The organism is Saccharopolyspora sp. NPDC003752 (assembly GCF_053605825.1).
The window spans coordinates 35658-56767 of sequence record NZ_JBSGJZ010000044.1 but is presented as its reverse complement, the minus strand read 5'-3'; the positions used below and the strand labels follow the sequence as shown (position 1 = coordinate 56767).

The 21110-nt window shown below is 70.6% G+C and carries 18 protein-coding genes; 10 read left to right on the top strand and 8 right to left on the bottom strand.

What is annotated here, in order from left to right; genetic code table 11:
* Positions 1–55 precede the first annotated feature (55 nt).
* Positions 56–1651, top strand: coding sequence for a benzoylformate decarboxylase (mdlC, locus tag ACWEV3_RS36600; RefSeq protein WP_452618288.1), 1596 nt, complete (start codon positions 56–58; stop codon positions 1649–1651).
* Between the two features lie 179 nt (positions 1652–1830).
* Here mdlC and ACWEV3_RS36595 read toward each other — a convergent pair whose 3' ends face one another.
* From ACWEV3_RS36595 to ACWEV3_RS36575, 5 genes are all read right to left on the bottom strand, one after another.
* Positions 1831–2712, bottom strand: coding sequence for an ABC transporter ATP-binding protein (locus ACWEV3_RS36595; protein ID WP_452618296.1), 882 nt, complete (start codon positions 2710–2712; stop codon positions 1831–1833).
* A 24-nt stretch (positions 2713–2736) separates the two neighbouring features.
* On the bottom strand, positions 2737–3537 hold the full coding sequence (locus ACWEV3_RS36590; protein ID WP_452618287.1) for an ABC transporter permease: 801 nt from the start codon (positions 3535–3537) through the stop codon (positions 2737–2739).
* Entirely contained in the window at positions 3534–4301 is a 768-nt protein-coding gene (locus tag ACWEV3_RS36585) for an ABC transporter permease (protein ID WP_452618286.1), read from the bottom strand. Before ACWEV3_RS36585 ends, ACWEV3_RS36590 begins: the two co-directional genes overlap by 4 nt.
* 10 nt (positions 4302–4311) lie before the next feature.
* Complete coding sequence (locus ACWEV3_RS36580; RefSeq protein ID WP_452618285.1) at positions 4312–5325, bottom strand: ABC transporter substrate-binding protein; 1014 nt, start codon at positions 5323–5325, stop codon at positions 4312–4314.
* A 502-nt stretch (positions 5326–5827) separates the two neighbouring features.
* A complete protein-coding gene (locus tag ACWEV3_RS36575) occupies positions 5828–6847 on the bottom strand; it encodes an ABC transporter substrate-binding protein (protein WP_452618284.1) in 1020 nt (339 codons plus the stop codon).
* A 615-nt stretch (positions 6848–7462) separates the two neighbouring features.
* Between ACWEV3_RS36575 and ACWEV3_RS36570 the strand changes: the two genes are divergently transcribed.
* The 4 genes from ACWEV3_RS36570 to ACWEV3_RS36555 are packed head-to-tail and all read left to right on the top strand — an operon-like array spanning position 7463 to position 12474.
* Complete coding sequence (locus ACWEV3_RS36570; RefSeq protein ID WP_452618283.1) at positions 7463–10693, top strand: sensor histidine kinase; 3231 nt, start codon at positions 7463–7465, stop codon at positions 10691–10693.
* Positions 10690–11121, top strand: coding sequence for a roadblock/LC7 domain-containing protein (locus ACWEV3_RS36565; RefSeq protein ID WP_093268627.1), 432 nt, complete (start codon positions 10690–10692; stop codon positions 11119–11121). The genes ACWEV3_RS36570 and ACWEV3_RS36565 overlap by 4 nt, the downstream gene beginning before the upstream one ends.
* Before the next feature lie 32 nt (positions 11122–11153).
* A complete protein-coding gene (locus ACWEV3_RS36560) occupies positions 11154–11897 on the top strand; it encodes a DUF742 domain-containing protein (protein ID WP_452618282.1) in 744 nt (247 codons plus the stop codon).
* A complete protein-coding gene (locus ACWEV3_RS36555) occupies positions 11878–12474 on the top strand; it encodes a GTP-binding protein (RefSeq protein ID WP_358580541.1) in 597 nt (198 codons plus the stop codon). The genes ACWEV3_RS36560 and ACWEV3_RS36555 overlap by 20 nt, the downstream gene beginning before the upstream one ends.
* Before the next feature lie 298 nt (positions 12475–12772).
* On the opposite strand, the gene ACWEV3_RS36550 is transcribed toward ACWEV3_RS36555, so the two are convergent.
* Positions 12773–13204 carry a PPOX class F420-dependent oxidoreductase gene (locus tag ACWEV3_RS36550; protein WP_452618281.1) on the bottom strand — a complete coding sequence of 144 codons (432 nt, stop codon included), beginning with the start codon at positions 13202–13204 and terminating at the stop codon, positions 12773–12775.
* Between the two features lie 128 nt (positions 13205–13332).
* Positions 13333–15585 (bottom strand): helicase-associated domain-containing protein, encoded by a 2253-nt coding sequence (locus tag ACWEV3_RS36545; protein ID WP_452618280.1) that lies wholly within the window; start codon positions 15583–15585, stop codon positions 13333–13335.
* Positions 15586–15755: 170 nt separating this feature from the next.
* On the opposite strand from ACWEV3_RS36545, the gene ACWEV3_RS36540 reads away from it, so the two are divergent.
* The 4 genes from ACWEV3_RS36540 to ACWEV3_RS36525 all read left to right on the top strand — a co-directional run bounded on the left by ACWEV3_RS36540 (position 15756) and on the right by ACWEV3_RS36525 (position 19383).
* Positions 15756–15959: a hypothetical protein gene (locus tag ACWEV3_RS36540; protein WP_452618279.1), complete on the top strand. Its 204-nt coding sequence runs from the start codon at positions 15756–15758 to the stop codon at positions 15957–15959.
* Positions 15960–16253: 294 nt separating this feature from the next.
* A complete protein-coding gene (locus ACWEV3_RS36535) occupies positions 16254–17711 on the top strand; it encodes a malic enzyme-like NAD(P)-binding protein (RefSeq protein WP_452618278.1) in 1458 nt (485 codons plus the stop codon).
* Positions 17712–17792: 81 nt separating this feature from the next.
* Positions 17793–18272, top strand: a complete 480-nt coding sequence (gene moaC / locus ACWEV3_RS36530; protein ID WP_452618277.1) for a cyclic pyranopterin monophosphate synthase MoaC — start codon at positions 17793–17795, stop codon at positions 18270–18272.
* 196 nt (positions 18273–18468) lie between these two features.
* A complete protein-coding gene (locus tag ACWEV3_RS36525; RefSeq protein ID WP_452618276.1) occupies positions 18469–19383 on the top strand; it encodes a molybdenum cofactor biosynthesis protein MoaE in 915 nt (304 codons plus the stop codon).
* A 94-nt stretch (positions 19384–19477) separates the two neighbouring features.
* Here ACWEV3_RS36525 and ACWEV3_RS36520 read toward each other — a convergent pair whose 3' ends face one another.
* The gene (locus ACWEV3_RS36520) at positions 19478–20080 is read right to left on the bottom strand and encodes a TetR/AcrR family transcriptional regulator (RefSeq protein WP_452618275.1); all 603 of its coding nucleotides are present in this window, start codon (positions 20078–20080) and stop codon (positions 19478–19480) included.
* Positions 20081–20194: 114 nt separating this feature from the next.
* On the opposite strand from ACWEV3_RS36520, the gene ACWEV3_RS36515 reads away from it, so the two are divergent.
* Positions 20195–21031 (top strand): SDR family NAD(P)-dependent oxidoreductase, encoded by an 837-nt coding sequence (locus ACWEV3_RS36515; RefSeq protein WP_452618274.1) that lies wholly within the window; start codon positions 20195–20197, stop codon positions 21029–21031.
* The last annotated feature ends 79 nt before the right edge of the window (positions 21032–21110 follow it).

Here is a 21110-nt window from a genome sequence, read left to right as displayed (position 1 = left end):
GTCAGGGCAACCTCGCAGGTGAGCGGGGTTGTTCGCACGATGAGGGAGGGCTTCGATGCGCAGCGAGGACCGTACGGTCCGTGACATCACCCGGGGTTTGATGCGAGAACTCGGGCTGACGACCGTGTTCGGCAACCCGGGTACGACCGAGGTGCCGTTCCTGACCGGATGGCCGGACGATTTCCGCTACGTGTTGGGCCTGCAGGAATCCGTGGTGGTCGCGATGGCCGACGGCTTCGCGCAGTCCCGCCGGGAACCGGTGCTGGTCAACCTGCATTCCGCGGGCGGCGTGGGGCACGCGCTGGGCGCGATCTTCACCGCCTACCGCAACCGGACGCCGATGATCATCACGGCCGGGCAGCAGACCCGCACCCTGATGTTCGACGAGCCGTTCCTCGGCGCCACCGACGCCGCGACCTTCCCGAAGCCGTACGTGAAGTGGAGCTACGAACCGGCCCGCGCCGAGGACGTGCCGGCGGCTCTGGTGCGCGCCTACCAGCTGGCGACGACCCCGCCGTACGGCCCGGTTTTCGTGTCGATCCCGGCCGACGACTGGGACCAGCCCGGCGTGCCGGTGACCGCCCGCCCGCGCACTCCCGGCTTCGCCCCGGACCCGGCCGCCGTCGCCGGCCTGGCCGAGGCGCTGCGCGGCTGCGAGCGCCCGGCGTTCGTCGTCGGCCCGGCGGTGGACGCCGACGGCGTGGTCGCGGAGCTGGTGGAGCTGGCAGAGAAGACGCGGGCGTCGGTCTACGTGGCGCCGATGTCGCCGCGCTGCTCGTTCCCCGAGGACCACCCGCAGTTCGCCGGTTTCCTGCAGCCCGAGCAGCGGTTGCTCGGCGAGGAGCTCGCCAAGCACGACCTCGTAGTCGTGTGGGGCGCACCGGCTTTCACCTACCACGTGTACCGCGGCGAGAACGAAGCCGAGCTGCCCGAGATCTTCCTGGTGCACGACGACCCGGACGTGCTCGCCAGGGCGCGGCGGGGCAGCGGCGTGCTGGGCACGCTGGCGCACTCGGTGCGGCAGATCAACGGCCAGGTCGAGGCGCAGCAGCGGAGCGCGCAGGAGGGCTACGCGCGACCGGCCAAGCCGACCGCGTCGACGCCGATGACCGCCGCCTACGTCTTCGACGCGATCGCCGGGGCGCTGCCCTCGGACGCGGCCGTCGTGGAGGAAACGCCCAGCCACCGCAACGACCTGCACGAGCACTTCCCGATCCGGTCCACCGACGGCGGGTTCTTCACCGGGTTCTCCGGCGCGCTCGGGTACGGCATCGGCGCGGCGGTCGGGGTGGCGATGGCCGACCCGTCGCGGCGCACGGTCGCGCTGATCGGCGACGGCTCCAGCATGTACGGGATCCAGTCGGTGTGGACGGCGGTCCGCGAGCAGGCGCCGGTCACGTTCGTGATCATGGACAACTCGCGGTACGCGGCGGTGGCGGTGCTGGGCGAGGCGGCGGGCGGCGACAAGCTGCCGGGCGTGGAGCTCGGCGGCATCGACTTCGGCGCGCTGGCGACCAGCCTGGGCTGCCCGTCGAAGCTGGTGCGGACGCCGGAGGAGCTCGACGCGGCGCTCGCCGAGGAGTTCGCGGGCAAGACCGGCCCGACCCTGCTGCACGTCAAGGTCGACCCGGGCCAGCGCTACCTGTACTGACCGGAGTTTCGCCTGGCCAGGTCCCGTGAGTGCTTTGGGGCGCTATAGCACCCCAAAGCACTCACGGGCCATGGCCTGCTGAACCATCGGTCCACATCGGACCAAACGGTCTTGGCTGAAACGCGAAGAGCGCCTCCCGCCGGGCTGTCCGGCGGGAGGCGCCCTTCGCGCGTGCTGCGTCAGTTGCGGGCGTCGGCCTTCTCGGCCTCCGCCTTCTCCGCCTCGGCCCACTGCTTCGCAGTGGACTCCGCGTCGTCCACATCGGACTCCGCCGGGGCGGAGTCGGACTTCGCCGGGGCGTGGGCGCTGCGGACGTCGAGGAGGCGGGCCACCTCGCTGCGGAGGTGCACGAACGTCTCCGACTCGCGGGTGGTGATCTGGTCGCGCTCGTCGCCGAGCGGGATCTCCAGGTCCGCCACGATCGACGCCGGGGACTTCGAGAGCACGAAGACCCGGTCCGCCAGGTAGATGCTCTCGTCGATGTCGTGGGTGACCAGCAGGACCGTGCTGTCGAACTGCTTGCGGACCCGCAGCAGCAGGTCTTCCAGCTCGAAGCGGGTCTGGGCGTCCACCGAGGCGAACGGCTCGTCCATCAGCAGCAGCGCCGGCCGGCAGGCCAGCGCCCGGGCGATCGACACGCGCTGCTGCATGCCGCCGGAGAGCTGCCACGGGTACTTCTTGGCCGCCGCGCTCAGGCCGACCCATTCGAGCACCTCGTCGGCCCGGCTGCGACGCTCCGCCTTGCTCAATCCCCTGGAGCGCAGCGGGAATTCGACGTTGGACCGCACCGACAGCCAGGGGAACAGCGACCGGCTGTAGTCCTGGAACACGACGGCCAGGTCCTCCGGCACGCCGTTCACCGGGTTGCCGCCCAGCTTGACGTCGCCGGTGGTCGGCTTGATCAGGCCGGAGATGGAACGCAGCATGGTGGACTTGCCGCAGCCGGACGGGCCGACGATGCAGGCGAGTTCGCCGGTGCGCACCTGGAACGTCAGGTCGGCGATGGCCTGGTGGCCGTTCGCTCCGCCGTAGCGGTGCCCGAGCGCGGAGACGTCGAGCATGATCTTGTTTTCGGTCATGGGGGTTCAGCCTCCGACTACTTGGTGCGCCTGCGAGGGTTGCCAGCTCAGCGCGCGGCGTTCCACCACGAGCAGCAGGGTGTTGAGCAGGTATCCGAGGATGCCCAGCAGCACGATGCCGGCCCACATCGCGGGGAAGTCGAACTGCCGCTGGTCGAACATCAGCCGGTAGCCGATGCCGTTGGTGGAGCCGACGAGCTCCGAGACGACCATCAGCACCAGCGCCAGCGACAGGCTCACCCGCAGCCCGGCGAAGATCTTCGGGGTCGCCGCGGGCAGCACCACGCCGAAGATCCAGTGCGCGCGCGGGATGCGGAACGACCGGGCGGTGTCCACCTTGACCTGGTCGACGGAGCGGACGCCGTCGACGGTGTTCAGCAGGATCGGCCACATCACGCCGAAGACGATCACGGTGATCTGCATCTGCGTGCCGATGCCCAGCAGCACCAGGAAGACCGGCACCAGCACCGGCGGCGGGATGGCCCGCATGAACGCCATCAGCGGCCCGAAGTAGTCCAGCGCGGTGCGGGACCGGCCGAGCAGGGTGCCCAGCGCGACGCCGAGCACCACGGCGACGAGCCAGCCCGCGGCGATCCGCCCGAGGCTGGCCAGCAGGTCGGAGAACGCCTCGTCGGTCAGGAACAGCGACGACGCCGGCCCGCTGAACCACTTCTCCGCGGCCGCGCCGACGATCGTGGTCGGGGGCGGGAAGAACGGGCTCTGCGCGGCGCGGGTGAGCAGCTCCCAGGCCACGATCGCGCCGATGAAGACCACCCAGCGCTGCAGGAATCCGCGCATCTTGATCACGCCGCCTCCCGGTCGACCGCGCTCCACCGGAGGCCGCGCTTGTGCACCTGTTCCAGCACCTCGTTGATGAGGTAGCCGACGATCCCCGCCACCAGCGTCCCGGCCAGCACCAGGTCCATCCGCCCGGCGCCGGTGCTCGCGTCGAGCACGAAGCTGCCGAGGCCGCTGCCGCCGCCGGCCAGGAACTCGGTGCTGACCACCAGGATCAGCGCCACCGCGGCGGACATCCGGATGCCGGTGAGCACGAACGGCGCCGCGTTCGGCAGCGCCACCGTGAACATGATCCGGCCCCGGCCCAGCCCGAAGGAGCGCGCGGTGTCCACCATCACCGGGTCGATCTCGTCCAACGCGTAGATGGTGTTGAACAGGATCGGCCACACCGCGGCGTAGACCGCGAGCGTGATCTTGGTTTCCGGCCCGGCGCCGACCAGCACGATCGCCAGCGGGATCAGCGCCACCGACGGGATCGGCCGGAGGAACTCGATGATCGCCCTGGTGGCGACTCGGATCCAGCGGACGCTGCCGAGCAGCAGCCCGGCGGGCACCGCGATGGCGATGGAGATGCCCAGCGCGATCGCCCAGGCCAGCACGGTGGCGATCAGGTCGAGCAGGAAGCCGCTATCGCCGAGCAGTTCGGCGAACTGGGCGAGCACTGTGGACGGTGGCGGAAAGTATTGCTGGGGGACGATTTCGGAACGGCTGAAGGCTTCCCACAGAACCAGGAAGCCCACCAGACCGACCAATCCCCGGAGTGTTTTCGTCATTTCCCCGAGTTCAGCTCTGCGGCGGCGCGAAGATCATGCTCGCCACGTCGATTTCCTTGTCGATGTAACCGAATTCCAGCATCAGCCGCGGAATGCGCTGCAAGCGGGTGGCGTCGGCGCGGGAATTCATCTTCAGCAGCGTGATGATCGCCGCAGTCTCCTTGTCGATCTTGGCGAATTCGGGCAGCAGCGGTTCGATCTTGCTGCGGTCCTGCGCCTCGGTGACGGCGGAGTCCATGGCGCGCTGGAACGCCGCCACGGTCCTGGGGTTCTCGTCGGCGAACTTGGCCGCCGACACGTAGCCGCCCAGCGGCAGGTCCTCCAGCGGTCCGGTGACGGTGTCCACCACCGGGACGGCGCCCGCGTCGCGGGCGGACAGCGTCAGGAACGGCTCGACCACGAACGCCGCGTCGACCTGGTTGGTGCGCAGCGCGTTGGGCATGTTGATGAACCCCAGCGGCATCCACTGGACGCCTTCGTAGTCCACGCCGTTGGCCTTCATCGAGGCCTTGACCAGGAGTTCGGAGATGGTGCCGCCGCCGCTGATCGCGATCCGCTTGTCGGCCAGGTCCTGCGGCGTGCGCACGTGGGAGTCCGGCGACGCCATGATCATGCAGGTGTTCGGCATGCTCGACGCGCAGTCCGCGACGATCTTCAGCTGCGCGATGCCCTTGGCCTGGGCGGCGAAGATGGGCACGTAGCTGCTGAAGGTGATGTCGTAGTCGCCGCCGATGGTGCTGTTCAGCGCGGTGGCGCCGTCGGGCGCGTTGATGATCTCGACGGTGAGGCCCTCCCGCTGGAAGTGGCCGTTCTTCGCCGCCAGGTGCAGCGGCGCGAGTTCGCTGGTGGGCAGCCCGCCGATCCGCAGGTGCGCCTTCTCCACCTGCGCGTTGCCGCCCTTCTGCTCCTCCGAACCGCCCAGGAGTCCGCAACCGCTGGTGCCCATCAGGGCGCCTGCCGTGACCATCCCGCCGGCGAGTTTCAACAGGTTGCGGCGGGGAAGGGCGCGGGGAAGGGAACTCATCTGGATCCTCCTGGCATCGGGGTGCGGTGCGCGGTGTTCCGTTGTGCCCTGCGCCGGGAGCGGTACGGGTCGGCGTCGATTCCGCTGCCACGGGGTGTTTCTGGTGCGGGGTGGCGGGTTTCGTCGCGATGGTGACCCGGGAGGAAGAGCGGGTGAGCAACGACTCCGGGCGCGGTGGTGCCGCGTCCGGCGGCGGTGCGTCGTTTCTCCCGGTGCGGTGGCGGGTCTTGGTGTCCCGAACTGTAGAAGGTCGGACCACATGCGACAACCAGGCGTAATTAGCTCGTTGTCACGAGTCACTCACAAGCGTTGAGTGATTCACGCCACTCGGTTCAAAGCTGGAGGCGAATTGTGACGGTGAGCTGAATAGCGCTGGGCAATTCGAGCGAACGCGGAATGTCGTCTGGACCAACGGCGCGCTCCGCCGGGTCCGCCGGCCGTGCGTGTTCTGTGCTGCTACCGCGACACGAAGCGCACACGGCCGGCGTGACCAGCGAGAACGTCAGGCCTGCGGAGGCGTCGCGATCATGCTGGCGACGTCCAGGTCGGCGGTGATGAAGCCGAAGTCCTTCATCAGGCGCGGCACCCGCTGCAGGCGGGTGGCGTCGGCGCGCGAGTTGAACTTCAGCAGTGTGATGATCGCCGCGGTGTCCTTGTCGATCTTGGCGAATTCCGGCAGCAGCGGCTCGATCTTGCTGCGGTCCTGCGCCTCGGCGACGGCGCGGTCCATGGCCCGCTGGAACGCCGCGATGGTCTTGGGGTTCTCCTGGCAGAACTTCGCGGTCGCCCCGTAGCCGGTCAGCGGCAGGTCCTCCAGCGGACCGGTGGCGGTGTCCACCACCGGCACGGCGCCGCTGTTGCGGGCGGCCAGGGTGAGGAAGGGCTCGGTGACGATGGCGGCGTCGACCTGGCCCTGCTGCAGCGCGGCGGGCATGTTGATGAACGGGATCGGCGCCAGCTGCACCTTGCTGTAGTCCACGCCGTGGGCGTGCATGGTGGCCTTGACCAGCAGCTCGGTGATGGTGTTGGGGCCGCTGATCGCGATCTTCTTGCCCGCCAGATCCTGCGGGAGGCGGACCTTGGAGCCTGGCGAGGTCATGATCACGGTCGTGTTCGGCGTGGCCGACGCGCAGTCCGCGACGATCTTCAGGTCCGCGATGCCCTTGGCCTGGGCCTGGAAGAACGGCACGTAGCTGCTGTAGGTGATGTCGTAGTCGCCGCCGATGGTGCTGTTCAGCGCGGCGCTGCCGTCCGGGGCGGTGACGATCTCGACCGTCAGGCCCTCCTGCTGGAAGTAGCCGTTGCGGACGGCCAGGTGCAGCGGGGCGAGGTCGTTGATCGGCAGGGCGCCGACGCGCAGGTTCGCCTTCTCCACCAGCCCGTTGCCGCCGCTTTCCGCCTGCGATCCACCGAGGAGCCCGCAACCGCTCGTGCCCAGCAGCGCACCAGCGGTGACGGCTCCGCCGGCGAGCTTCAGCAGACTCCTGCGTGGCAGGGAGCGGTGGGCGAGGGCGGGGCTCATCTGTTCCTCCTTGCATCGGGTGCGACGTGGAGCGGCGGCTGCGGTGGGATGTCGGTGGCGCAGCCGTGCCGAGACGGCGCGAAGTTCACCCCGCGGGACGTCCGGGAGAAGCGTTGGTGCACAGTGGACTGAGCCACGGATCGGGCGAGCCCCGTCGGTCACGTGCGCCGGGGGGTGTTTCGGCCCTTGTGCGAAGTTGTGCGTCTCCCGGGCTGTGACGGGGTGCGGGTGCCCATGAACTGTAGAACGTTGAACTAAACCCGACAACTGGGCGTAACTAGGCACAGGTCACACGGATGGCCCAGTGTTGTCCATACCACTCTTTCGAGTGATGAACACTCTCTCTGGGGGCCTGACTTGTGACGGCCAGTTAAGTATAGTCTCGCCCGTCGAGGTGACTGGCCTCTGCTTCGGGGGATGCACGTTGTGACCAGGGAGTGTGATGGCAAGCCGGGCTGACGGAGTCTGGGTCGTCGGGGACTCGGCGCGAGCCGGAGAACCATCGACCCGCTCGTGGGTACCTGGCGCCGCCGCGTCGGATCGCGGGCACGTTCCCAGCACGAGGATCAACACTGTCGCGGCGCGGAGAGGCAGTTAGCCGTGGCGGTGTCGCACATGTCCGCCGCAGCGCAGGAAACAGGGATGCTCAACAACGACCCCGCTACCGGAGCCGACGCAGCCACCGAACCGGCTGGCCGGTCCAAGACGTGGTGGCTGCGCAACTGGCGCCTCCGGTACAAGATGGCCGCCGTCCTGCTCGTCCCGACCCTGGCCGCGCTCGGCGTCGGCGGCATCCGGGTGTACGACGGCCTCGCCACCCAGTCCCGGCTGACCACCATCGTCGAGCAGGTCGAACTCGGCCAGCAGGCCGCGAACCTGACCCACGAGCTGCAGCGCGAGCGCGACTTCGCGATCGTGTTCACCACCGCCAACGGCGGCAACGCGGGCGCCGACTACGCCGCGCAGAGCCAGCGCGTCGACGCCGCGGTCCAGCAGCTCCGGGCCTACGACACCCGGGTGGCGGACTTCTCCCCGGAGGTCCGCAACGCCTACCAGAGCGCCACCCACCGACTCGACAGCCTCGGCGCCTTGCGCGCCACCATCAACGACCGGTTCACCGGCCCGCAGACGTTGGTCGCCTACAACTCGGTGCTCGACAACCTGCTGCAGATCAACCGGATGGTCGCGACCTCCGCGGTCAACACCCAGGTCAGCCAGACCGCCCGGGCGGCCGAAGCGCTCGGCCGGGCCAAGGAGCAGCTGGCCCAGCAGCGCTCGATCCTGCTCAGCGCCGGGATGCTCAACCGCTTCCTCACCGGGCAGACCGACGCGGTCCGCGCCGCGAACGCCCGCTTCGAGGCCGCCTACGCGGAGTTCGAGAACGCCGCCACGCCCGAGCAGCGCGCCCTCTACGCGGCGCGGGTCGCCGGCGCCGAGGTGGACGACTCGGAGCAGATCGAGCAGAGCGCGCTGATCGCGTCCGACCGCGGGCAGCAGTCGTTGGGCATCAACCCGCTGGAGTGGGGCACGCAGTCGGGCAAGCGCACCGACCTGGTCCGCTCGGTGGAGGACTCGGTGCTCGCCGACTTCCACGACGACGCCACCGAACTCGCCGATTCCGCCTGGTGGTCGCTGGTCCGCGACTCGGCGCTGCTGTTGCTGCTGCTGGTGGTCGCCTTCGGCGTCGCGGCCTACATCGCGCGCTCGATGCTGCGGCCGCTGCGCACCCTCCGCTACGGAGCCCTGGAGATCGCGCAGAAGAGCCTGCCCGAAGCGATCGACAAGGTGAACGAGAACCCGAGCGCCGCGACCCAGATCACGGTGCCGCCGGTGCCGGTGCACTCCAGCGAGGAGATCGGGCAGGTGGCCCGCACCTTCGACGCGGTGCACCAGCAGGCGCTGCGGCTGGCCGCCGAGCAGGCGCTGCTGCGCACCAACGTCAACGACCTGTTCGTCAACCTGGCGCGCCGCAGCCAGACGCTGGTGCAGCGGCAGCTGGCCCTGATCGACCGGCTGGAGCAGGACGAGCAGGACCCGGACCAGCTGAGCAGCCTGTTCGAGCTGGACCACCTGGCGACCCGCATGCGCCGGAACAACGAGAACCTGCTGATCCTCGGCGGCACCGACCTGACCCGCCGGATGATGCGCCCGGTGCCGCTCAACGAGGTGCTCGGCGCCGCGGTGTCCGAGGTCGAGCAGTACGCGCGGGTCGCCGTGGTCGACGCGCCGGACCTGGCCATCCAGGGCCGCGTGGTCAACGACTTCGTGCACCTGGTCGCCGAGCTGCTGGAGAACGCCACGGTGTTCTCCAACCCGGACACCGAGGTCACCGTCCGGACCGCCTACCGCAGGCAGGAACTCGTCATCGAGATCCGCGACCGCGGCGTGGGCATCGACGCCAGCGAGATCGATGAGATCAACGACCGGCTCACCCGGCCGCCGGAGATCGACGTCGCGGTGTCCCGCCGGATGGGTCTGTTCGTGGTCGGGCAGCTGGCCCGGCGCCACGACATCCGGGTCGAGCTGCACAACAACGACAACCTGGAAGGCGGCGTCACCGCGACGGTGCACCTGGCCGGCGAGTTCGTCGTCCAGCTGACCCCGGACGGCCCGAAGCCGATGCCCGACGTGCCGCGCGCGGCGCTCGCCGAGGAGCGGCGCCAGGAGCTCAGCGAGACCGGCACGCACCTCGGGCTGGCCGCGGCCTTCGGCGGCCGCGCCGCCGGTTCCGACCGCGGGATCGACCCGCCCACCGAGCGCGCGCCGCTGCCGTCGCTGGCCGGTATCGAGCAGGCCACCGCGTTCACGCCGATGGCGCAGCAGGAAGAAGACGAACCGGACGTCGACGACACCGAGCTGTCGACCCAGTACTCGGTGACGGTGTCCAGCGGCGATTCGTTCGGCGCCACCGACGTCCCGGACTGGGAGAACGCGTCGAAGGCACCCGCGGACGACGTCCGCGCCGAGGAGTGGCCGAGCGAGGAGAGCGCCGGGGCCCAGTTCGCGGATTCCCAAGGCGGGCGGTGCGGGCCACCTGCCGAGTCCACCGGACCGGCCGACCTGTTCCACAGCCCGTTCGAGGCGGAGAAGACGGCCAACTTCGTGCCGGCCGTGTTCCCGCCCGATCCCGCGCACAACGGCAGCGGACTGAACGGATCAGGCTTGGGCGGTGGCCTCTTCGGCACCGCGGACTCCGACGGCGCAGCGGACAACGGAACCCGGCAGGAGCCGGCCTCGGCGTCCTGGGCCCGAGGGGGCGGCCCGGTCGAAGGCACCGACGGCCCGGCGCCGGCGTTCGCCGACGACGAGCCGAGAGGGGCCGCCTGGGACATGGACGATGCGCCGACGCAGCGACTGCCGATCTACGAAGCCGTGCTCTCGCAGTGGTTCCGGGAGTCCGATGTGGACGATTCCGCGGCCGCGCCGGCGACCCCGGCCGCCCCGGTAGCGGCCGAAGCGCCGGCCGAGCCGGAGCGGCCCAGCGCGCCGGAAGAACCCGTCGTCGACGAGGTGCCGCGCACCACGACCCCGGATCCCGGCTGGGGTTCGGCCGACGACGGCTGGCGGGCCGCGGAGGCGCTGCTGCAGACCCAGCAGGTCCAGGAGACCACCTCCGCCGGGCTGCCCAAGCGCGTGCCCAAGACGAACCTGGTGCCCGGCTCAGCCGCACCGCGCACCCCGCAGGCTCCCCGCCGCAAGCCCGCCACCCCGCGTTCGGCAGACGCCGTGCGCGGCCGGATGGCGAACTTCCAGCAGGGCGTCACACGCGGTAGGCATTCCAAGGCCGAACCGGTTTCCACCGAAACACCCCGCTCGAATCCGAGCCGTCCCGAGGAGCAGGAGTGAACGGGTCCGTGCAGCAACCGACGAGCAGCAACAGCTTCAGCTGGCTGATCACCGACTTCGTGCGTCGCGTCCCCGGCGTGGCGCACTCGGTGGTCGTCTCCGCGGATGGCCTGCTGCTCGCCGGGTCCCAGGGTTTGCCGCGGGACCGAGCCGAGCAGTTGTCCGCTGTCGCCTCCGGGTTGGTCAGCCTCACGCAGGGCGCAGCGCGCTGCTTCGAAGCCGGTGAGGTCACCCAGACCGTGGTCGAGATGGAGCAGGGCTACCTGTTCCTGATGTCCATCAGCGACGGTTCCTGCCTCGCGGTGCTGGCCGCGCCGAACGCCGACATCGGCCTGGTCGCCTACGAGATGACCCTGCTGGTGGAACGGGTCGGCCGGCAGCTCACGCCGGAACTGCGGGCGCAGCTGCAGGGCATGGTTCGCCGGTGAGTCCGGTTGCGGAACTCTGAGGGGAGCTCGCCATGAACACCGGTTCCGAGCCCAGCTGGGACGGTGACCTGTTCCGCCTCTACAACAAGCGGCTGAGCGCCGAGTCCTGGCAGGACGACTTCGTCGACGACGGCGCCGCCGGCCAGGGCGGCGAGTCGATCGGCGGGTACGACCGGGCGCTGTTCGGCGGCCCGGGCGCGGACCTGTTCGGCTCCAGCTACAACTCGGTGCCCGAGGTGGCCGGTCCCCCCAGGCCGGCCGACAGCGGGCCGCCATCGGTGTCGATGCCGTCGATCTCGCAGTCGATGTCGCCGATCTCCCAGTCGATGCCGTCGATTTCCCAGCCGATGTCGGCGATTTCGCAGTCCATGCCGTCGATCTCGGGGTCGATGCCGGCGATCCCGGCCATCGATCCGCAGGAGTCCGACGGCCTGGACGGCGGGTCGTTGGTGCGGCCGTACGCCCGCACGCGTGGGCGCACCCGCACCGATTATGATCTTGCTATCGAGACGCTGGTGACCACCAGCGAACGCGGTCGCACGCAGGCGACCCAGACCAGGGCCGAGCACCGCTCGATCTCCGAGCTGTGCCTGGAGGCTCGCTCGGTGGCCGAGGTGGCCGCGCACCTGCGCCTGCCGTTGGGCGTGGTTCGGGTGCTGATCGGCGACATGGCCGACACCGGCCTGGTTCTGATTCATGACAGTGGCATGGTCGTTGGTGATCGGCCGTCCATGGAGTTCTTGGAAAGGGTGCTCAGTGGGCTTCGCAGGCTCTGATCCCCGATCGAATGCGGCCGGCCAGAAGACCTCGACGAAGATCGTGGTCGCCGGTGGTTTCGGTGTTGGGAAGACGACTTTCGTCGGTTCGGTGTCCGAGATCGTGCCGTTGACCACCGAGGCGGTCATGACCGAGGCGAGCGTCGGGGTCGACGACCTCAGCGCGACGCCGGGCAAGGTCACGACCACGGTGGCGATGGACTTCGGCCGGGTCTCGCTGGATTCGGACTTGATCCTGTACCTGTTCGGCACGCCCGGGCAGCACCGGTTCTGGTTCATGTGGGACGACCTGGTGCGCGGCGCGATCGGCGCGGTGGTGCTGGTGGACACGCGGCGGCTGGCCGACGCGTTCGCCTCGATCGACTTCTTCGACGACCGCGGCCTGCCCTACATCATCGCGGTGAACACCTTCGACGGCGTGCTGCACCACCGCCAGGAGGACATCCGGGAGGCGCTGACGATCGACGCCTCGGTCCCGATGATCACCTGCGACGCCCGGAACCGCGAATCCACCAAGCACGCGCTGATCACCCTGGTGGAGCACGCCATGCGCCAGCGCATGGCCACAGCCCGCTGATCCCGCAGCGCTCGTGAGCGTTTTGGACCGGGGCAGAGGCCGTCCGGGATGTCGTCAAGCGGGGTCGCCGTAGGGCGGCGGTGCCTTCGGGATGGTGGAGTCAACGGCCTGTTCGCCTCGCCTATCGAGACGAACGGGCCGTTCACCTCAACTCCAACGGTGTCCACCGCCTCGGGCGGATGAGGTGAACAGGCCGTTCACCTCTCCTATCGAGGTGAACAGGCCGTTCACTCACGTCAGCCAGCGGGGCGCACCAGTGCGCGGAACGAGTCCTGAGCTCGGAGCTTTCGGTGCTCCGTCAGCGGATGTCGGCGCCGTACACGCGCTCGACCGCGATCGTGATGAGCACCCGGCGATCGGACACCATCACCGACCGGTACTCGTCCCAGTCCGGGTGCTCCCCGGCGGCCTTGCGGTAGTAGTCCACCAGCGCCTCGACCTCGGGGCCGTGCGGATCGGTTCCCGGCCGGGTGAGCGTCGCGGTGCCCTCGGCGGTGGCCCACGTCATGCCGTCGGGGCCGGTGACCTCCAGTGCGGCGCGCGGATCCCGGCGCAGGTTCGCCGTCTTGGCCAGCCCCTCCCGCGTCGAGATGTGGATGGCCCCGGATTCCTCGTCGTAGAAGGGCATGACGGGGGAGAGCTGCGGGCGGCCGTCCGACTTGATCGTCGCGAGGACGCCGAGCCGGCTCTCCGCGAGCAGCGCGCGCGGGTCGAACGATGTGCTGGTCATGGTCGAACCTCCGGAGGCTTGCGGAACCGCTCGATCATCGCCGCGCAACCGTCCCCGCGCAGGGACTCGGCTTCGAACGGATGGCACGATCATCGACCTTCACATCGGTGTGAAGGTCAAGGGGAAGATCAGTCCTCGACGAGCGCGACGGACATGATCCGGTGCAGCGGGAAGTTGCCCACCTCGTCGCTGCTGGTGTCGACGCCCTGCAGGATCCCGCCGCCGACGCTCACCGGCCGCACCACGCGCTGGCTCCGCACCCCGTGCGTGTCGACGAACCCCAGCCACACGCTCCGCTGCTGACGCGCCGCGTCGCGCAGCAGCTGCAGCGTCGCCTCGGCGCTCGGCCGCCCGCGTTCGGGGCTCACGGCGCGGCCGCGCCGCGCCGCCCCCGCCCGGTCGCCGGCTCGCAGCTGCGCCACGAGCTCGCCGAGCAGCTCCCCGCTCGGCGCGGCGATCGCCACCGGCGGAGCCGGGCGGCTCTTACCGCGCACGCGCCGCCCGCTCTCCCGGAGGTCGAGCACGTTGCCGTCCGGGCCTTCGGCGACCGGCGAGAACCCGGCCGCGCGCAGCACGGCGACCACGTCGGCCAGCGGCAGCGGGCTGACCAGCACGGTGGGCGCGATGCGGCGGAGTTCGAGCTCTTCGGCTCCGGGCTTGGCCAGGATTTCGGCCAGCAGCAGCGGATCGTCGCAGCGCAGGAAGGCCGCGGCGGTGCCCGCGCGGAGCCGGCCGTGGCGGCGCGCGACGTCGTCGATGAGGTAGGTCAGCGACTGCGGGATCGGCGTGCGCGAGCGGGTCCGGAACAGCGCGTGCAGGTCGTCGGCGGTGTAGCCGGCGTCGAGCGCGCGCCGGATGCTGCCGTCGCCGACGCGGTAAACCGTTGCGCTGCCGGCGGATTCGACGTCCGCGACGAGCTTCATCTCGATGGCGAGCTCGGGTTCGAGGCGGCCCGGCGCGACGATGGTGAGGTCGGCCTGCACCAGCACGTGGTCGAGCGGTTCGGGCAGCGCGGCGGCGAGCTGGCGGGCCGCCTCGGCGGCGCCGTCGGCGAGCAGGACGCGTCCGGCGGCGGTCAGCGCGTGCAGCGCCACGACGCCGAGGGCGGTCGCTTCGGCGAGCGTCCAGCGGACCAGGTCGTCGCGCAGCCGACCGCCGCGGCGCGGCGCGCGCCAGCCGAGCACGGCGGCGACGTCGTCCGGCCGGGCGCCGTACCCGCCGGGCAGTTCGTCGAGGTAGTCGAGGATGCGGCGGCGGTCCTTCGGCGCGAGCGGCCGGCGCAGATCTTCCGACAGCGGGTTGAGCAGCCGGTCCTTCTCGTCGCGGGCGCCGACCAGGCCCGGCAGGCGCGGCAGGTCCAGCCAGGCCTGGGCCAGCGCGGCCCAGCGCTGCTCGGGCGGCGAGGCAAGCCAGGTGTCGGACTGGATGGTCGGCACCCACTGCGGTTCCGCGCCCTCGCTGTTGGCGATGAGGTTGGCCGCGACCGCGACCTCCACGAGCAGGCCGAGGAGGTTCTCGTCGATCTCGATGGCCTTGGCGGTGCGGCGCAGGTCGCGCACCCCGACCCCGCCGGAGCGCAGCACGTCGGGCGGTTCGTCGCCCCAGGCGTTCAGCAGCCCTTCGACGTGCCGCAGCAGTTCCAGCGCCGCGCCGCCGGCCGTTTTGTCCACAGTGGATTGATCGGTGCCCACCAGGTCCGGGATCGGCTCGTCGGGTTCGACCGCGCCCATCGGCCGGTCACCGCGCACGGCCAGCGCGAGCTGGCGCGGCAGCTCGACGGTCTCCGCGTCGCGCCGCAGCAGCAGGCCCTTGGCGAGCAGCCGTTGCACCGGGTTGGTCGCCTGCTCCAGCGGGACCTGCTTGGCCGCGTCCTTGGTGCGCCCGATCGGCGCGCCGCCGGCGAGCTTCTCGACCAGCCGCCGCTCTTCCTCTCCGAGCTCGCCCAGCGCGGCTTCCGCCGCGGCCGCGGTGAGGTCTTCGGCCGGGCGCCCGAGCCCGGCGGGGAAGGTCGGCAGTGCCTCCCGCGCGGCAGAAGGCACGGCGAGCTCGGCGTCCCCGCCCCAGGCCAGCGCGAGGTCGCGCAGCTGCGCGACCGACCGGCGGGCGCGTTCGACCGTGACGTCCGGGCCGAGCATCGCGGCGACGGCGTCCAGCGACACCGGCGCGTCGTCGGCGTCGAGCAGCACCAGCGCTTCGAGCGTGGCGAGGGCGAAGGAGTCGAGGTCCTCGCAGGCCCGCGCGACCGACGAGCGCACGCCGAGCCGCGTCGCCAGCACCGAGGTGTCGGCCGGCGGCGGGGTCGCGAGGTCGGGCCGAGCGCGGAGCAGCGCGACCAGCTGTTCGTCGCTGCGCTCCCGCAGCCAATCCGCCAGTGATGACATCGGCTCCACGATACCCAGCCGGGCGGTGCCGGCGGGCCGTCTCGAATGCCGGGCGGCCGCCCCGGTGAGACATGCGTCGCAGGCGGCGCGCCCGCCGGAACGTTGCGCTGCGCACCCTTGGGTGAGGTTCGGGGCCCGATCCGGCAAACTGGAAGTGCACCGTAGCCGGAATGCCCAGGAGGAACGACGTGGCCGGCAAGACCAAAAAGGACCGCATTGACCCGTCTTGGCCGAAGGTCGCCGACGGCGAACACCCGGTGAGCGAGTTCCTGGCCGACATCCAGGGCGCGATGTCGCCGTACGGCGACACCACCTTCCCGCTCCGCCAGGACGCCGTTCCCTACGTCCACCCGGTCACGCGCATCAACAAGTGACCCCCCTGCCGGCATCCGCCCCAGCGCGGATCGGCGATCGCCCGTAGACCCGCTCCGTCGTGGCCGTGCCGCTTCGGGGCGGGTTTTGTCAAGGGGAACCGGCCGGTAACGGGACCGGACGTCGCTCACACTCGGGAAAGTTTTAGGCTTTTTCGTGCTGGGTGAAGTTCCGGTCGCTTAGCAAGCCCGAAGGGCTTGCATCCCGGATGAGCGATCTGCTGCGACGGCCCCCGAGGCCGCCCCGGGGACGGCACCCGCCAAGTCCATAGCCGATCAGCTCGACAGGGGTGTGCCATGCCGGTTCCAGGTCCGGGTTATTCGATCACCGTTCGCGTCGAGGCCCCGCCGTCGACGACCGCGGCGGGCGACCTGACCAGCGCGATCGGTCGCGCCGGCGGCGTCATCACGGCATTCGACGTCGTGGAGTCGCACGCCGACCGCATCGTCGTCGACATCACCTGCAACGCGCTGTCGGCCGACCACGCCAACGACCTCGCCGAGGTCCTCGGGACGCTGCCCGGCGTCCGGGTCCGCAAGATCTCCGACCGGACCTTCCTGGTGCACCTCGGTGGCAAGATCGAGGTCAACTCGCGGGTCGCGCTCAACAACCGCGACGACCTCTCCCGCGCGTACACGCCCGGCGTCGCCCGGGTCTGCACCGCGATCGCGGACAACCCGGAGGACGCGCGCCGCCTGACCATCAAGCGCAACGCCGTCGCGGTGGTCACCGACGGTTCCGCCGTGCTCGGCCTGGGCAACATCGGCCCGGAGGCCGCGCTGCCGGTGATGGAGGGCAAGGCCGCGCTGTTCAAGAAGTTCGCCGGGGTCAACGCCTGGCCGGTCTGCCTGGACACCCAGGACACCGAGGAGATCATCCGCGCCGTCGAGCTGATCGCCCCGGTCTACGGCGGCATCAACCTCGAGGACATCGCCGCGCCGCGCTGCTTCGAGATCGAGGCCCGGCTGCGGGAGAAGCTGAACATCCCGGTCTTCCACGACGACCAGCACGGCACCGCGATCGTGGTGCTGGGCGCGCTGCGCAACGCGCTGCGCGTGGTGAACAAGGACATCACCGACTGCCGCATCGTGGTGTGCGGCGTCGGCGCGGCCGGTTCGGCGATCATCCGCCTGCTGCAGCACAAGAAGCCGGCCGACATCATCGCCGTCGACATCGACGGCATCGTCCACACCGGGCGCGGCGACACCGACCCGAACCTGCAGTCCATCGCCGCGGGCACCAACAAGGACGGCCGCACCGGCACGCTCTCCGACGCGGTGCGCGGGGCGGACGTGTTCATCGGCGTGTCCGCGCCGAACCTGCTCACCGCGGACGACGTGGCGACCATGAACACCGACTCGATCGTGTTCGCGCTGGCCAACCCGGACCCGGAGATCGACCCGCTGGAGGCGCAGAAGCACGCCACCATCGTGGCGACCGGCCGCAGCGACTACCCGAACCAGATCAACAACGTGCTGGCGTTCCCGGGCGTGTTCCGCGGCCTGCTGGACGCGCACGCGCACAAGATCACCGACGAGATGATGATCGCGGCGTCGAACGCGATCGCCGACGTCGTGGACGGGGAGCGGATCAACGCCTCGTTCATCGTGCCGAGCGTGTTCGACTCGGCGGTGGCCCCGGCGGTCGCGGATGCGGTGAAGAAGGCGGCGATCGCGTCGAAGGACGGCGACCCGGAGCCGAACGGCGGCGGAACCTCCCTGCCGTGGTCCATGGCCGAGGACGTCGATTTCTGATCCACCGAGGTGCGGGGCGTCCTCTGCCGGGGCGCCCCGCACTCGTGTTCTCAGGCCGCGATGGGCGACTAGGCTCGGGGCATGGCGCAGGACGAGCTCACGCATGTCGACGAGGCGGGCGCCGCTCGCATGGTCGACGTCTCCGGCAAGCAGCCCACGGCCCGCATCGCGGTCGCCAGCGGCGTGGTGCGCACGACGGCCGAGGTGATCGCCCTGCTGCGCCGCGACGGGCTGCCGAAGGGCGACGCGATCGCCACCGCCCGGATCGCCGGGATCATGGCCGCGAAGCGCACCCCGGACCTCATCCCACTGTGCCACCCGATCGCTATCTCGGGCGCCAAGGTCGAGCTGGAGCTCGGCGAGTCGGAGGTGCGGATCACCGCCACGGTGAAGACCACCGACCGCACCGGCGTCGAGATGGAGGCGCTGACCGCGGTGGCGGGCGCCGGCCTCACCCTGCACGACATGATCAAGGCGGTAGACCCGGCCGCGGTCCTCGACGAGGTCCGGGTGGAACGCAAAGAAGGCGGCAAAACCGGCACCTGGACCCGCAACACCTGACCCCCGGCCCCCAGCGGTCCGCAATTTCAATGGAAATCGGACCTTCGATTTCCATTGAAATTGCGGACGGACGCGTTGCCGGGACGTCGGTGCGGTGTGCCACGGAGCGGGCGCGCTTGAGGCCATGTCGGTCGGTCGCGGAAGATGGCCTTGCGGCGGCCGAGCGGACTCCGGCGCCAACACACAGGAGGTCTCCATGACGAGGACAGCGCGAGTGATCGCCGCGTCCAACCGCGCCTCGGCCGGCGTCTACCCCGACCGCACCGGCCCGGTGATCGTCGAGTGGCTGCGCGGGCGCGGCTACGAGGTGCCGGACCCCGTCGTGGTGCCGGACGGCGACCCGGTGGGCGAGGAGCTGCGCCGCGCGGTCGCCGCCGGCGCGGACGTCGTGATCACCACCGGCGGCACCGGGATCAGCCCGACCGACCGCACGCCCGAGGTCACGGCGGCGGTCTTGGACTACCCGATTCCGGGACTGGCCGAGGCGATCCGCTCGGCGGGCCTGCCGGAGGTCCCGACGGCGGTGCTCTCCCGCGGGCTGGCCGGCGTCAGCGGCCGGACGCTGATCGTGAACCTGCCCGGCTCGCGCGGCGGCGTCAAGGACGGCCTCGGCGTGCTGGACGGGGTCCTGGACCACGCCGTCGACCAGCTGCACGGTGGCGACCACGCGGCGCCGAACCGGGCGGTCGCGGACGTCCTGCGGGCCGACGTGACGGAGCAGGTGATCGACGTCGACGACCTGGCCAGATCGGTGGAGCACCGAGCGGCTGGCGCCGTGGTGACCTTCGGCGGGGTGGTCCGCGACCACGACGGCGGACGCGGCGTCCGCGAGCTGGAGTACGTCGGGCATCCCAGCGCGTCCGACGTGATCGCCGAGGTGGCGCAGGACATCGCCGCGCGCTTCGAAGGCGTGCGCGCCATCGCGGTGTCGCACCGGATCGGCCTGCTCAAGATCGGCGACGTGGCGCTCGGCTGCGCGGTGGCGGCGGAGCACCGCAAGCAGGCGTTCAGCGCCTGCTCGGAGCTGGTCGACGAGGTGAAGCGGCGGCTGCCGATCTGGAAGCGCCAGGTCTTCGAGGACAACACCGAAGAATGGGTCAACTGCCCTTGATCCGGTTCGGGCAGGTGAATGCCCGTGAGCGCTTTGGGGTGCCAGAGCGCCCCAAACCGCTCACGGCACGTTCTGGCACTGGGAACCCCGCCCGTCACTCCGGGCGGAAGGCGCGGAGCGCCGCGTCGACCAGGGCGTCGGCGAAGGCGTCGTCGAGCGGGCCGGAGCGCAGCAGCCAGCGCTGGGCCAGCGGGGCGTACAGCACGTCCAGGAACAGGTCCAGGTCCGCGTCGGCCGCGAGCTGGCCCGCGCGCTGCGCGCTGCGCAGGCGCTCCTTCTTCGCTTCCTCCATCGGCGCCGCCATCTTCTCGCGGTAGATCGCGGCCAGCTGGGCATCGTTGATGATCTCGGTGTTGAGCGCCCGGATCGGCGCCTCGAACTCGGGGTCGGCGAACTCGGCCGCCGTCGCGCGCAGCACGGTCTTGAGGTCCGCCTCGATGTCGCCGGTGTCCGGCAGCGCGATGCCCTCGCCGTCCGCGCCTTCGCTGAGCGCCAGCAGGGAATCGAAGACGACCGCGCCCTTCGACGACCACCAGCGGTAGATCGTCTGCTTGCCGACTCCGGCGCGGGCGGCGATTGCCTCGATGGACAGCTTGGCGTAGCCGACCTCGGCGATGAGTTCGCGGGCCGCGGTCAGGATCGCCACCCGGGACCGCTCGCTGCGGCGGGTCACGTCCGGCGTCTTCCGGGATGCCATGCCGACACAATAACGCGCGACGAGACGGTCCGTCTTGACAGTCTGCGAACGGGTGGTGCATGCTCGAAATCAACGAGACGGACCGTATCGTCTCAAATATATCGAGGAGTGCCCGTGCAACACGCATCCACCGGACTCGGACCCCGCACCTGGTTCATCACCGGCGCCTCCCGCGGTCTCGGGCGGGCGTTCACCGAAGCCGCGCTCGCGGCGGGCGACCGGGTGGTCGGCGTCGCCCGCGACATCACGCCGCTGGAGGAGCTCGTCGACCTCTTCGGCGGCCGCTTGATCGCGTTCCCGCTCGACATCTCGGACCGAGAGGCCGTTTTCGCAGGCGTCGAGCGGGCGATCGCGGCCTTCGGTCGCCTGGACATCGTGGTGAACAACGCCGGCGGCGTCCTGCTCGGCATGATCGAGGAGCTCACCGAGGAGCAGGCCAGGGCGCACCTGGACACCAACTTCTTCGGCGCGCTGTGGGTGAGCCAGGCCGTCGTCCCGCATCTCCGAGAGCGGCGCACGGGCCACATCCTGCAGGTGTCCTCGATGGGCTCGGCGGGCGGCTTCGCGGCGACGGGCATGTACGGCGCGGGCAAGGCGGCGCTGGACTCGATGAGCGAGGCGCTGCAGATGGAGGTCGAGCGGTTCGGGATCAAGGTGACGATCCTGCAGCCAGGCGGCTATGAGACCGACCTGTTCACCCGCGGCCTGACGCAGACGGTGGAGCACGAGGCCTACGAGCCGCTGCGCGAATGGCTGGCCGGCCTGTGGGCGGAGTCGGAGGACTTCGACCCGGCGAAGGCGGCGGAGGTGGTGCTCGACGTGGTGAACATGGCGGAGCTGCCGAAGCGCCTGATCCTGGGATCGGCGGCCTACGACATGGTCGACGGGATGACCAAGGCCATGACGGCGGAGCTGGCCAAATGGGAACACCTCAGCCGCCAGGCCGAGTGAGGGCGGCGGCTGTCAGGCCGGGGTCGTGAGTTCTTTCGGCTGTAGTAGCGGTGGTTTGGGACGTGCTGAGGTGAGTAGC